The following is a 13661-nucleotide window of genomic DNA, read 5'->3' on the forward strand; positions in this document are numbered from 1 at the left end:
CCCCGCGCGACCGCAGGATGGGAACATGCCGAACCCGCCCCGGCTACGCGCCGCTGCTCTGACCGTCACCGCTCTGCTGCTCTCTTCCTTGATGACGGCTTGCGGTGACGATTCCAAGGATGAGGATCTGACGGCCCAGAAGCTGAGCTGGAAGGAGTGCCCGGCACCGTCCGAGTCCGAGGGCGGAGGCAACCCTCCCTCACCCTTGCCGGGCGGTACGGAGTGGCAGTGCGCCACTCTGAAGGTGCCCCTCGACTGGGCCAAGCCCAAGGGCGAGACGATCGGGATCGCGGTGATCCGGGCGAAGACGAGCGGTGACGAGAACAAGCGCATCGGGTCGCTCGTCTTCAACTTCGGCGGCCCCGGCGGCTCGGGCGTCGCCACACTGCCCGCCTTCAGCAAGGACTACGAAAAGCTGCGCACCCGCTACGACCTGGTGAGCTTCGACCCGCGGGGAGTCGGCCGCAGCGCGGGCGTGCAGTGCGAGGACGACAGCCAGCTCGACGAGTACTTCCAGGAGGACGCCACCCCGGACGACACCGCCGAGCAGCGGCAGCTCCTGGAGAACACCAAGGCGTTCAACTCGGCCTGCGAGAAGAACTCCGGCGGGACCCTCCCTCATGTGCGCACGACCGACGCGGCCCGCGACATGGACCTGATGCGGCATGTGCTCGGCGACGACAAGCTGTACTACTTCGGCATCTCGTACGGCACCGAACTGGGCGGCGTGTACGCGCACTTGTTCCCCAAGAGGGTGGGGCGCGCCGTCTTCGACGGGGTCGTCGACCCGACGCAGAACCCCGAGCAGAGCTCGCTCGGGCAGGCCAAGGGCTTCCAGCGCGCTCTCGACAACTTCGCCAACGACTGCACCTCGAAGATCGAGCCCTGTCCGATCGGCGACACGGCGCAGGACGTCAAGGACCGCATCGCCAAACTCCTGAAGGACCTCGACAGCGATCCGATCCCCGGCGTCTTCCCCCGTCAGCTCACCCAGTCCGCCGCGACCAGCGGCATCGCGCAGGCTCTGTACTCCAAGGACTTCTGGGAGTTCCTGACGGAGGGCCTCGAGCAGGCGTACGAAGGTGACGGCAGGGTGCTGATGCTGCTGTCGGACTCGATGAACGGGCGTGACGAGAACGGCCAGTACAGCAACCTCGTCGCGGCGAACGTCTCCATCAACTGCGCGGACGACAAACCGCGTTATACGACGAACTTCGTGAAGTCGAAGCTTCCGCAGTTCCAGGCCGCCTCGCCGCTGTTCGGCGACTATCTGGCCTGGTCCCTGCTCAGCTGCACCGACTGGGCCGTGGCGGGGGCCGCCAACCATCCGGACGTCAGCGCCCCCGGCGCGGCGCCGATTCTCGTGGTCGGCAACACCGGCGACCCGGCCACGCCGTACGAGGGCGCGAGGAAGATGGTGGACGCGCTGGGCAAGGGAGTCGGCGTCGAGCTGACGTACAAGGGCCAGGGGCACGGGGCGTACGACAGCAAGAACAAGTGCGTGCAAGGCGCCGTGAACAGCTATCTGCTGGAGGGGACCGTTCCGCGGGCCGGCACCGTCTGCTCTTAGAAAACCGCAGGTCAAAGAGTTATCCACAGGGCTCCGCGGCGCTGACCGCCGCCGCCTAATATGGCCTGCATGTGATCCGCGGCTTCGGACGGATCACGGGTGAGGGGGAAAGCGCATGACACGTTTCGCACGGTGGACGGCCGCGGCCGCCGCCGCGTTACTGGTGGCCGGCTGCAGCAGCGGCTCGTCGGGGGACGGCACGGACGAGGGGAAGAACAGCGATACGCCTTCGGCCGCCGCGTCTTCTTCCGGCGCGGCCGCTGGTCTGCCCGCCTCGCTCACCTCGCAGAAGCTCGACTGGGGCCGCTGCAAGGGCACTTCGGACTCTCCCGCGCCGGGCAGCGGCTGGCAGTGCGCGACGCTGAAGGTGCCCCTGGACTACGCGAAGCCGGACGGCGAGACGATCGGCCTGGCGCTGATCCGCTCGAAGGCGACCGGCGGCGAGAGCAAGCGCATCGGCTCCCTCCTGTTCAACTTCGGCGGGCCCGGCGGCTCCGGCGTCTCCACGATGCCCGCGTACGAGAGCGTCGTCGGCCCACTCCACCAGCGGTACGACCTGGTCAGCTGGGACCCGCGCGGTGTCGCCACCAGCGAGGGCGTGCGCTGCCGCAGCGACAAGGCGATCCAGGCCGCCGAGTCGGTGGACGCCACACCGGACGACGCGGCCGAGGAAGCGGCGTACTTCAAGGACGCCGCCGACTTCGGCAAGGGCTGCGAGAAGGCCCAGGGGAAGCTGCTGTCCCACGTCTCGACGACGGACACGGCCCGCGACATGGACCTGATGCGCCACATCCTCGGCGACCGGAGGATGCACTACTTCGGCATCTCGTACGGCACCGAACTCGGCGGGGTGTACGCCCACTTGTTCCCCCAGAAGGTGGGGCGACTGATCCTGGACGCCGTCGTCGATCCGAGCGCCGACACGGTGGGCCACGCCAAAAACCAGACCCTGGGCTTCCAGCGCGCGCTGGACGACTACCTCAAGTCCACGGGCAAGGACCCGAAGCAGGGCTCCCAGAAGATCGTGGACCTGCTGGACCGGATCGACACGAAGCCCCTGCCGACGTCCGGCGGGCGCAAGCTCACCGAGACGCTCGCGCTCACCGGTATCATCCTGCCGCTGTACAGCAAGGAGAGCTGGCCGACCCTGACCAGCGCCCTCAAGGCGGCCGAGGACGGGGACGGTTCGCAGCTGCTGGGCCTCGCCGACGGATACAACAGCCGTGACGCCTCGGGGCACTACGGCACGACGACGCATTCCCAACGGGTCATATCGTGCTTGGACGACAAGCAGCGGCCGACGCCCGAGGAGACGGAGACGCTGCTGCCCGAGTTCGAGAAGATCTCGCCCGTCTTCGGGGACTACCTGGGCTGGGACACGGCGGGTTGGTGCCACGACTGGCCGGTTGGGGGGCAGTTCGACAATCCGGAGGTCAGCGCTCCGGGAGCCGAGCCCATCCTGGTCGTCGGCAACACCGGGGACCCGGCGACGCCGTACGAGGGTGCCCGCAGGATGGCCGACGAGCTGGGCAAGGGCGTCGGCGTGCAGCTCACCTGGAAGGGCGAGGGCCATGGGGCGTACGGGAGTGGGAGCGACTGCGTCGACTCGACCGTGAACAGCTATCTGCTGGACGGGACGGTGCCGAAGGACGGCAAGGTCTGTTCATGACGACGGCGGGGGCTTCGCGCAACCACGGTTCGCGAAGCCCCCGCCATCGACAGAGCGGGCCGAGCTGCTCCTCGAACGGAGCGAGCCGCTGCTCAGTACACCGGCTTCTCCGGCTCGATCTGGTTGACCCAGCCGATCACGCCGCCGCCGACGTGGACCGCGTCCGAGAAGCCCGCGGCCTTCAGGACGGCGAGGACCTCCGCACTGCGGACACCCGTCTTGCAGTGCAGGACGATCTTCTTGTCCTGCGGGAGGGTCTCCAGGGCGGTGCCCATGAGGAACTCGTTCTTCGGGATCAGCCTGGCGCCGGGGATCGAGACGATCTCGTACTCGTTGATCTCACGGACGTCGATGATCTCGATGTTCTCGCCGTCGTCGATCCACTCCTTGAGCTGCTTGGGAGTGATCGTCGAGCCAGCGGCCGCCTCCTGGGCCTCCTCGGACACGACGCCGCAGAAGGCCTCGTAGTCGATGAGCTCGGTGACGGTGGGGTTCTCACCGCAGACGGCGCAGTTCGGGTCCTTGCGGACCTTGACCTGGCGGTACTGCATTTCCAGGGCGTCGTAGATCATCAGGCGGCCGACGAGCGGCTCGCCCGTGCCGGTGAGGACCTTGATCGCCTCGGTGACCTGGATGGAGCCGATGGACGCGCACAGCACGCCCAGGACGCCGCCCTCGGCGCAGGACGGGACCATGCCCGGCGGCGGGGGCTCCGGGTAGAGGCAGCGGTAGCAGGGGCCGTGCTCGGACCAGAAGACGGAGGCCTGGCCGTCGAAGCGGTAGATCGAGCCCCACACGTACGGCTTGTTGAGGAGCACGCACGCGTCGTTGACCAGGTAGCGGGTCGCGAAGTTGTCCGTGCCGTCGACGATCAGGTCGTACTGGCTGAAGATGTCCATCACGTTCTCGGCCTCGAGCCGCTCTTCGTGAAGGATCACGTTCACGTACGGGTTGATGCCCAGCACGGAGTCGCGCGCCGACTCGGCCTTGGAGCGGCCGATGTCCGCCTGGCTGTGGATGATCTGGCGCTGCAGGTTCGACTCGTCGACCTCGTCGAACTCCACGATGCCGAGCGTGCCCACCCCCGCCGCGGCCAGGTACATCAGCGCCGGCGAACCGAGGCCACCGGCGCCCACACACAGCACCTTGGCGTTCTTCAGCCGCTTCTGCCCGTCCATGCCCACATCGGGGATGATCAGGTGGCGGGAGTACCTGCGGACCTCGTCTACGGTGAGCTCAGAAGCTGGCTCAACCAGGGGTGGCAGCGACACGGGGACTCCGTTGGTCGGTCAATCACTACGGTTGTTCTGTCGGTAACACTGCCACGCTCTCCTTCATTCCGAGACACCCGTTCCGATCCGCGAGACGATTTCGTCCCAGTAGCCGGGCATCGTCTCCCAGGGGTCAGCCCACCCGCCCCGATCCGTGCGGTCGGTGAAGTAGATCGTCGATGCGCCCTGCCAGCGTGCGATGCGCAGCGCCTCGTCCAGGTGGCCGCGCGGCACACCGTGCACGAAGTGGCAGAAGCGCTCGGGCGGATAGTCGGCGGTCCACTCGGCGACCTGCGACCAGCGGTAATCGCTCCAGGGGCCGGAGAAGGTCACCAACTGGTCGGCGTTCTCGGCATACCCGGGGTAGGGGTGACTGCCGTGCCCCAGCACGATGTGCGCGTCGGCGAGGAGCGCGCGGAGCGTGGTGACCGTGCGGCGGATCTCGGGGAGCGCGCCGCGCTCGGTGGGGCAGCGGTCGAGGAGGAAGCCGTCGACCTGATACCAGTCGAGATATCGGTGGGCGTCCGAGATCAGCTCGCCGAACGTGCGCATTCCGGAGGTGCGCGCGCCGAAGGTGGTGTCCAGGTGCCCGAGGATCCGAACGCCCGCGTTGCGCAGCCGTCCGGCGGCTTCCAGACAGTGCGGGTCGGGGCGCGTGCCGGGCCCGTGGGACACGTTCAGGACGACCCAGTGCAAGGGGGTGCCGGGGCGGGTGAGTTCGCCCCACTCCAGGGGAGCGACGAGGGGGTGCGCATAGCCGGGGATGCCGAAGCCGAGGCCAAAGTCCGTGCTCGCGGTGCCCGCTGCGGTGCTGGTCAGATACGGCATGCCGCCTCCATCCAGATGTCGGCGAGGGATTCCTCGAGGTTGATCCGGGGCCGCCAGCCGAGCCGGTCGCGTGCGGTGCGCACGTCGGCCTGCTGCCAGCTGCCGCAGCCGTCCGGATAGGGGTACGCGACCGGGGCCGCATGGTCTGGTTCGGTGCGGGGGTGGCCGATGGATGGCCTCATGGGTCCGGGCGGGCCGTCGAGTTCGTGCAGGGTGCCGCCGTAGCCGGCCACGCGCGCGAGGACGGCGACAGCATCGCGGAGGCGTACGGCGCGGCCCGAGCCGATGTTGATCACGCCTTGTGCGGCGGAGAGCGAGGCGGCATGGACGGCGCGGGCGACATCGCGGACGTCGATGAAGTCGCGTTGGACGCCGAGGCCGCCGAGTTTGAGTTCGCCGTCGCCGGACTGCATGGCACGGCGCAGGGCTTCGGCGAGGCGGCCGAGCGGGGATCCGGCGGGAGTGCCGGGCCCGGCGGGCGAGAAGACGCGGAGCACGACGGCGTCCAGGCCGGAGCCGAGGACGAGTTCGGTGGCGGCGAGCTTGCTCACGCCGTATGGGCCACCCGGGCGCGGCACGGCGTCCTCAGCGGTGGAGGAACCGGGCTGGCTGGGTCCGTACTCGGCGCCGCAGCCGATCTGGACGAGCCGTGCGCCGCAGCCGCTGCGGCGCAGGGCCTCGCAGACGGTGGCGACGGCGACGGTGTTGTGCCGGGTGAGTTCGCGGGCGCCGCCGCGGGTGGCCCCGGCGCAGTTGATGACGACTCCGGGGTGCACCGCGTCCAGGAAGCGGGTGAGGGCACCGGGGCTGCCCGAGGCGAGGTCGAACCGTACGTCGGCGTCGTCGCCCCGGCCGAGCGCGGTGAGCTGCACGGCCGGGTCGGCGAGCAGTCGGTCGGCGACGAAACGGCCGAGGTATCCGTTGGCTCCGATCAGCAGGACCCTCATCGGGCGGCTCCCGGGGCGGATTCTCCGGTTCGGGAGGTGATCATCTGGCGTTCTCCTTCGAGGTGATGCCGTAGGTCGGGAGAGGGCCCGCGGTGTCGGCCCCGCGGGAGTAGAGGGCCGGGCGCGGGGGCCTGTCCCGGGCGCCGGGCGCGGCTCACGGTGGTGGGGGACGCCGTGGGCCGGGTGTGGGGTCGCGGCCCACGGCACCTGGGCCGCGGGCTCGGAATCAGAGGCTGTGCGCACTGGACCTGAGGAAGAGACTGTGCGTCCAGGACCTGAGGAAGCGGACCGGGGCTCGGGGCGGTGGGCGCGCCGGAGCCCGGGCCCGTCGGGGAGCCGGGGCTCCGATCGGTCCGTGGGCCGGGGCTCGGGGCGCGACTCATGCCGCCCCGCAGGGCAGGGCGTGGGCGGAGGCCCGGGTCAGGGTGCGCGTCGAGTGGACGAGGAGGACGAGGGAGGCCGCGCCGCACACCAGGGCCGGTACGGCACCCGGTCCCCAGGTGTCGGCAACGGTCTCGACGGGGACGACCAGGAGGGAGCAGCCGGGAAGGCGGCCCGCGAAGACCGTGGCGAGGGCGGTCACCTCGACCGCCCCCGCGGCGGCGAGCACGACGGCCGGGGCGTGGGTGAAGCCACGTGCTGTCAGCAGCCGGGCGAGCAGCAGCAGCGCGCCGAGGGGACCGGCTCCGGCGTACGCGGCGGGCTCGCCCAGCGCCGCCCCGCACAGCGCGAGCAGCGCGAAGACGGCACACAGGAACAGGCCGAACGCCCCGAGGAGCAGGGGCTGTACGGAGGCGGCGAACTCCTCCAAGCCACGGCTCGCGGTCAGCTTCCGGCGGGCGCGTACGGCGAAGAGGTGGGCGCACCAGGCTGCCGGGGCGCAGGCCAGGGCGAGCGCCGTCACGGATGCGGTGGCCAGCGGCCAGGGGCCGTCGGGACCGCCGTCGAGGCCTGCCCGCAGCAGGCCGTCGCCCAGGAGGGCGTATGCGATGAGCCAGCACGTCCACGCGCGCGTGGCGCCTGTCGTACGGTGGCCGGCGTTCAGGGGGCCGCGGCGGAGGGCGACGCGCAGGCCGAGCGCTACGGCGAGGACGCCGACCGCGGCGACCGCGAGGCGCGGCTGCCCGTCGGTGATCCGCAGGCTGGCGACGGCTGCCACGCAAAGGGCGCCCGGAAGCAGAGCGAGCGCCGCCCAGTCGGCGCGCGCGCCGGGGCGCGCCGGGGTCACCGTACGGGGTGCGGGCTCCCCGTCTCGCGGCACGCGCGCGTACATCTCCTCGGCGAGCGAGAACACGTCCCGGTGCCGGAACCGGGCGGCGGTTCTGTCGGTCACCCCGTGCGCCTCCAGGCCCGCCGCGATCTCCAACGGGTCCACGGCACGCTCGCAGAGTTCGCGGTGCCGGTGCATCAGGGCCTTAACGGGGTCGACGGCGCCGCGACGGCCGGTGGACTTGCGTGCGCCCTCCGCGCCTACGGCGCCATCTGCGCTATCGGCGGCAGTGGCGCCGCCGACGCCTGCCGCACCGCCAACACCGCCGGCACCGCGTACACCGCCAACACCGTCTGCACCGCGTGCATCGCCAACACCGCCTGCACCGCGTGCACCGTGGGGCACACCGCGTGCACCGTTCACACCGCCGGCACCGCCTGCGCTAGCAACGCCACGAGCAGCACCCGTACGCCCCGGCCCGCCCGCGTCACCAGCACCCGCGCTGCCATCGCCACGAGCACCGCCCGGACCACCCAGGCCACCCACACCACCAGCACCCCCGACGCCAGGAGCACCCCCCGCACCACCCGCGCCCCCATCGCGCGCCATACCGCCACCGTCCCGTCCCTCGTGACACGCAGCGTCAGTTCCGCTGCGGCCGCCGGAACCCTCGGCTGCATCGCCAGGGCCGCTGCCGGAACCCCCGGACGCCCCCGCCCCGCGTACGTCCATCTCGCCGCTCCCCACAAGCCACTTCTCGGACCGCGCGTCCCAGGCGCCGGGGCTGCTCGGTCTGCCCGGCCGGTCCAGTTCTCCGAGTTCGCTCATCACGCGCCCTCCCCTGCGGGAAGAGGGGCCGTGGCCCGTACCGGCGCCCCGGCCGCCCAGCGTGGTCGGCTCGCGGCCATGAGGCGGGTCTCGGCCCAGCGGCCGGGCACATGGGCCTCTGCCGGGACTCCGAAAGGCAACGGCTCCCCCTCGTCGTCCAGGACCACCCGCCGTACTGGAGAGTGCGAGACGATCTCCAGGTAAAGGCCGTGAAATGCCGTGATGTTCTGCTCGACGGTGAACAGTTCGAGGGCGCGTGCGCGGGCAGCCGCGCCCAGGCGCGCACGGCGCTCGGGGTCACGCAGCAGTGCCACACACGCCTCGGCGAGCGCCCGCGGATTGCGCGGCGGCACGACCAGCCCCGTACCGCCGATGACTTCGACGACGGCGCCCACGTCCGTGGAAACGGTGGCCCGGCCGCAGAACATGGCCTCGACGAGACTGATCGGGAAGCCCTCGACGACGCTGGACAGGACGATCACCGCTCCGGAGGCGTACGCCTCGGCGAGGCTCGGGACCTCCGGGCCGCCGATCTCCTCGAAGGACACCGGGTTGTCGCCGACCGCGTGCACGCCCTCCGCCTCGTCGGGGAAGAGCTGCGCGGCCAGCGCCTTGCAGTGGGCCAGATAGGTCGCGCCCTCCGGCCCTTCGGCGGGCGCGCCGACGATCCGAAGCCGGGTCTTCGGTTCCTCCTTGCGGATCTCCGCGAAGGAGTGCAGCAGCGAGATCAGGTCCTTGGCCGGTTCGATGCGGCCGACCCACACGAGCGTGTCAGGGTCCGCGCGCCTGCTGCCCTCCGCGCCCTCCCCCACCTCCGCGAAACGGGACGCCTCCATGCCCGGGTAGACGGTGCGCAGCTTGGCGCGATCAGCGCCGCAGCGCTCCTGCCAGCGGCGGGCGTGGGTGTTGCCGGACGTGATGAGCGTGGCCGCGCGGTAGACCTCGGCGGCGAGCCTGCCGTGAAACGCCGCGAGCAGCGCCCGTACGGCGGGACCCTCACCTACCGCGGCGGAGGCCAGGTAATGCGCACGCAACTGCACCCCGTACTCCGTGACCAGCAGTGGCACCCCGGAGAAATGGAGGGCGAGGAGGCCGGGCAGTGCCGCCGCGCCGCCGGCCGCGGCGTGGCACAGGTCGACCGAGTCGAGCCCGTCGTCCTCGTACCAGTCCAGTGAGAGCGGGCGCAGCGCGCGCTCGATGTGGGCGGAGACGGTGAGCAGATCGGGCACGCGCGCCGTGCGCGCCGCGCGGAGTGCGCCGGGCGCGCGACATGCGCGCTCCAGCGCGCGCACGGCGTCCTCGGAGCGCAGCGCACCGACCAGTCCGCCCTCGTCCCGGGCGAGTTCGGCGAGCCCGTACAGCGCGCTGCCGAAACGGTCCGCCTCAACACCGTCAGAAGCCACCGCGCCACGGGCATCCGCCGCGCCACGGGCATCCGCCGAACCACCGAAAGCAGCCCCGCCCCCAGCCGCCGCCGAACCACCGAAAGCAGCCCCGCCCCCAGCCACCGCCGGTCCGCCGGACTCCCCCGGTCCGCCAGACCTGCCCAAACCGTCGGGACCCCCCGGCCCTCCACACACCGCCGCGGCCAGCTCCCCGTACGCCTCCGCGAACCGCCGCCGCGCCCGCCGGCCGTACACCACCCCGTCGTCCTCGGAGGTCCACAGCGGTGCGGTCCGTACGCGGCTGACCTGGGGCGGCAGCTGGATCCAGCCCTCGTCCTCCTGCCGCTCGGTGCGGCTGAGCGCGTAGATGTCGAACTCGTGCCGCCCGAGCCCGCGCACGAGCCGGTCGCACCAGAGCCTGGCGTCACCGCTCACATACGGATAGCCACCCTCCGTAAGCAGTCCGATGCGCACGAGTGCACCCCCGATCTCCCGTATGAGGAGCCGCCGTTGGTCCGGCGGCTCGCAGCGGGACGAACGTATGCGGACAAGGCGGTGGCGCGACGGACGGTTGTCCATCGCGCCACCAAAAGGGGTGAACGGTCGTAACTTTCCCGCGCAGGGCGCGTTCCGTCGCGCTAAGGGATCAAGAAGTTACGTTTCGCCAGTTCGACGCCGTCTCCCCGCCCGGCCTGGCGCTCACGCCGCAGCCAACTCCGGCGGGCGGCACCGCACGCTGCCGCGACCCCCAGCACCGTCGGTCAACTCCCGGGATACGGCCACGGGTTGGCCCGACAGCGGATCCCGTCGTGGTCGAGGAACTTGGTCTGCTGCTGCATGACGGGGGCGAGTTCGCCGTTCTTGTCGCACGTGACGTGCCCGTATCCGAGCCGGTGACCGACCTCGTGGTTGATCAGCATCTGCCGGTACGCGTGCATTTCGTCGCCGTACGTCGTGGAGCCCTGGGCCCAGCGGTACGCGTTGATCATGATGCGCTCGGTCGACGCCGAGTCGCACGACACGTTGTCCTCCGTCGTATCGAGGCCAGACTTGGCACACCACTCCGCGGTGGTGCCCGGGCTCGCGAGCGTGATGACGAAGTCGGGCTTCCCGGAGGAGATCCGCTCGAAGGTACGGCCGCCGTTGTGGGCCCAACTCCGGTCGTCGTTCAGGGTCTTCTGCACTGCCTGCGCGAAGAGCGCCGCGTCGAGGCCGAGGCCCTGCTCCACGTCGATGCGATAGGTGTACTTGCGGCCCTTGCCCGGCGCCTTGTCGAAGCCGAGGACCGCGTCGAACTTCCCCGACCCCGCGAACGTCGCCCCGAGCGCGTACTTCTGGCCCATCTTCTGGCCGTACGTCAATGGCGTCGCACCCGGTGTCTCCGACGGGGTCGGCCGGGCGTCCGCGCGCGAAGCGGAGTCCTGGGTCTGCCGGTCACCGCCGTCCGCGGACTGCGCGCGTACGCCGGAATCCTCGCCCGTGGCGATCTGCCCGGCCACGACGACGGCCAGCACCGTGGTGACAGCGGCCGCCGCGATCCCGGTGAACGCCCTCCCCTTGCCCCTGCCCTTGGCCGGCTCCTCGACCCCCGGCAGCGGCTCCTTGTCGGCCTCCGCGACCTCCGGGTCCCAGTCGGTGACGGAGCCGTACGGGTCGGTGCGCGTTGCCGCCGCGCCGCGGGGCGCGTAGACGTCGACGTCCTCGCCCTCGTCGAGGTCGAAGGCGTCGATGTAGGCCTGCCGGGGACCCGGCGCGTGCTCCTGCCGCTGACGGGGGATCCGGGGCGGCGCGGGATGACCGGACGGCACACCGTACGGAGCGCCTTGAGGCACCCCCGACGGCGCCCCCTGCTGCACACCACCCCTGGACTCGCCCCAGCCACCGCCGGATTCACGCTGCTCGGGGTGACCACCACGCACCTGGGGGACGCCGTGGGCCGGAGTCCCGTCGGGAAAGCGGGGCATGCCGTGGGCCGGAGTCCCGTCCCGGAAACGCGGCACACCATGCGCGGGCGTGCCATCCGGAAAACGCGGCACACCATGCGCAGGCGTCCCGTCGGGAAAACGGGGCACACTCTGCGCAGGCGTCCCATCCGGAAAACGCGGCACACCATGCGCCGGAGTGCCAGGCACCCCCCGCGCAGGCGCCCCGGCCCTCGGCGGATAGGACCCCAGCGCCTCCGCCCCCATCCCCGGAGGCGGAGTGGCCGTACGACCCGAGGAAGCTGGCCCCGGCCCCGGCGCCGGAACCCGAGCCCCGTCCGGTGCCGGAACCTCAGATATGGGTACCGGAGCCTCAGGTATCTCCGAGGTGGCGGACTTGCCCGAGCGTCCCCGGCGGCTGTGACGTCCCACGTCCCGCCTCAGCTCCCTGCACCGGTGTTGGTCGAAGAGGTCAACTGGCCTGTGTCCGCGAGGAGTTCGCGGAACGCGGTGGCCACCGCGTTCGGGTACTCCATCATCGCGACATGTCCCGCGTCCGGCAGCGTCAGCAGCCGGGAGTCGCGGAAGGCACGGGCCGCGCGCTGGGCCATGCGGTAACCGACGAGCTGGTCGCGGCCGCCGTAGATGAGGAGCGTCGGCGCGAGCACCCGCTCGGCCTGGCGCCACAGCCCGTGCTGGCCGCCCAGCGTGTACGCGTTCACGATGCCGCGCGCCGACCGCGCCATGGCGTCCCAGAAGTACGGAAGGGTGAGCCGCCGTTCCATCTCCTCGACCGCGTCGCGGAACCCCTGGGGCGTCACGATGCCGGGATCGCCGTAGCAGAGCGCCAGGACGCCGCGCACGCGCTGTTCCGCGCTCCAGTCCTTGGTGAGCTTGGTGAACAGCCCCGCCACCCCGGGCAGCGCGAGCAGCGCGGTCGGCCACGCGGTGCGTTGCACCGCGAGCTCCGGCAGCGCGGGCGAGACCAGCGTGAGCGTACGGACGAGATCGGGTCGTACGGCCGCGACGCGCGTCGTGACGGCCCCGCCGAGCGAGTTCCCGAACAGGTGCACCGGCCCGCGGTCGGCCGCGTCGAGATAACGGATGACCGCGCGCGCGTGTCCCGTGACCGAGTAGTTGCCGTCGTCCGGCGGCGGCGAGTCCCCGAAGCCGGGCAGGTCGAGGGCCTCGCTGTCCACGAGGCCCTCGAGCAGCGGCATCAGCGCCGACCAGTTCTGCGAGGAACCGCCAAGCCCGTGCACGTACAACGCGGGCGGCAGTCCCTCGCGCGCCGGCGGTCTCGACCGCACCGTCAGCGTGATCCCCGGCAGCCCGACCGAACGCAGACGCTCGCCCTCCGCGACCCTGACGGCACCAGCCCTCGGCGTGACTGCGGTGGCCGGTGCGGTCGGCAGTTCGGTCGAAGACATGCGGCAATGTTACGAGACGATCACGCAGTGGTTCATGTGTTCGCGGTCACAGATCGCGAACACAGCGCGAGCAGAACACGAACAGGGGCAAGCGGAACACGAACAGAGGACGACTCCGGCGCATCCGGCGGGCACCCGCACAACGCGGACCGCGAACACGCGTACATCGCGGCTGGATCGCATAGCGTCCGGATCGGGTGTCTCCTAGGCTTCAGTCGAGGGCACTCGCACGCGCACGGGAGCGCACTCGCACCGCTCGGGAAGAGGAACCATGACAGTCGACCCGACAGACACCGAGAACTTCAACGACCGGTTCCGGGAAATCCTCGACGCGGAAGCACCGGAAGCCGACGCCGCCGAGCAGGCCGCCGAGCTGGACCCTTCGGACGACGTCGACCCGAAGCCCGTCGGTGACCCCCTGAATGCCAACGAGGCGGACCTCGCCGAACAGGCCAGGGTCGTACAACTCAACGAGGACGAGTACCGGTGACGGGAAGCCGCTGATCAGGGCAGTCGGGGCGGCGTAGCGCCCACCTCGTGCCGTTCGGCGCCCTTTGTGCCACTATCGCCCGCGTCCGGTCCATGAAATTCTGCGCTCGCA

11 protein-coding genes are annotated in these 13661 nt (G+C 71.1%); 3 read left to right on the forward strand and 8 right to left on the reverse strand.

The features are described 5' to 3' along the window. Positions 1–25: 25 nt before the first annotated feature. Positions 26–1570, forward strand: a complete 1545-nt coding sequence (locus C4B68_RS13680; protein WP_099499750.1) for an alpha/beta hydrolase — start codon at positions 26–28, stop codon at positions 1568–1570. 115 nt (positions 1571–1685) lie between these two features. After that, a complete protein-coding gene (locus C4B68_RS13685) occupies positions 1686–3239 on the forward strand; it encodes an alpha/beta hydrolase (RefSeq protein ID WP_099499749.1) in 1554 nt (517 codons plus the stop codon). A gap of 92 nt (positions 3240–3331) precedes the next feature. Here the strand turns inward: C4B68_RS13685 and moeZ are convergent, their stop codons facing one another. The 8 genes from moeZ to C4B68_RS13730 form a co-directional block, all read right to left on the reverse strand. Continuing rightward, positions 3332–4510 carry an adenylyltransferase/sulfurtransferase MoeZ gene (gene moeZ, locus C4B68_RS13690; protein ID WP_099499748.1) on the reverse strand — a complete coding sequence of 393 codons (1179 nt, stop codon included), beginning with the start codon at positions 4508–4510 and terminating at the stop codon, positions 3332–3334. A 63-nt stretch (positions 4511–4573) separates the two neighbouring features. Next, positions 4574–5338: a spherulation-specific family 4 protein gene (locus tag C4B68_RS13695; protein ID WP_099499747.1), complete on the reverse strand. Its 765-nt coding sequence runs from the start codon at positions 5336–5338 to the stop codon at positions 4574–4576. Next, positions 5326–6285 carry an NAD-dependent epimerase/dehydratase family protein gene (locus tag C4B68_RS13700; RefSeq protein WP_099499746.1) on the reverse strand — a complete coding sequence of 320 codons (960 nt, stop codon included), beginning with the start codon at positions 6283–6285 and terminating at the stop codon, positions 5326–5328. Before C4B68_RS13700 ends, C4B68_RS13695 begins: the two co-directional genes overlap by 13 nt. Before the next feature lie 379 nt (positions 6286–6664). After that, the gene (locus C4B68_RS13705) at positions 6665–7918 is read right to left on the reverse strand and encodes a hypothetical protein (protein ID WP_373682183.1); all 1254 of its coding nucleotides are present in this window, start codon (positions 7916–7918) and stop codon (positions 6665–6667) included. Then, entirely contained in the window at positions 7915–8112 is a 198-nt protein-coding gene (locus C4B68_RS13715) for a hypothetical protein (RefSeq protein ID WP_104879979.1), read from the reverse strand. The genes C4B68_RS13705 and C4B68_RS13715 overlap by 4 nt, the downstream gene beginning before the upstream one ends. Before the next feature lie 210 nt (positions 8113–8322). Further along, the gene (locus C4B68_RS13720) at positions 8323–10182 is read right to left on the reverse strand and encodes a DUF3492 domain-containing protein (protein WP_099500017.1); all 1860 of its coding nucleotides are present in this window, start codon (positions 10180–10182) and stop codon (positions 8323–8325) included. 287 nt (positions 10183–10469) lie between these two features. Continuing rightward, positions 10470–12062, reverse strand: coding sequence for a DUF3152 domain-containing protein (locus C4B68_RS13725; RefSeq protein WP_167459085.1), 1593 nt, complete (start codon positions 12060–12062; stop codon positions 10470–10472). 8 nt (positions 12063–12070) lie between these two features. After that, entirely contained in the window at positions 12071–13060 is a 990-nt protein-coding gene (locus tag C4B68_RS13730) for an alpha/beta fold hydrolase (RefSeq protein ID WP_099499741.1), read from the reverse strand. 271 nt (positions 13061–13331) lie between these two features. Between C4B68_RS13730 and C4B68_RS13735 the strand changes: the two genes are divergently transcribed. Further along, entirely contained in the window at positions 13332–13550 is a 219-nt protein-coding gene (locus C4B68_RS13735) for a hypothetical protein (protein WP_099499740.1), read from the forward strand. Positions 13551–13661: the final 111 nt, after the last annotated feature.

This window comes from Streptomyces dengpaensis (genome assembly GCF_002946835.1).
In the GTDB taxonomy this organism is placed as follows: Bacteria; Actinomycetota; Actinomycetes; order Streptomycetales; family Streptomycetaceae; genus Streptomyces; species Streptomyces dengpaensis.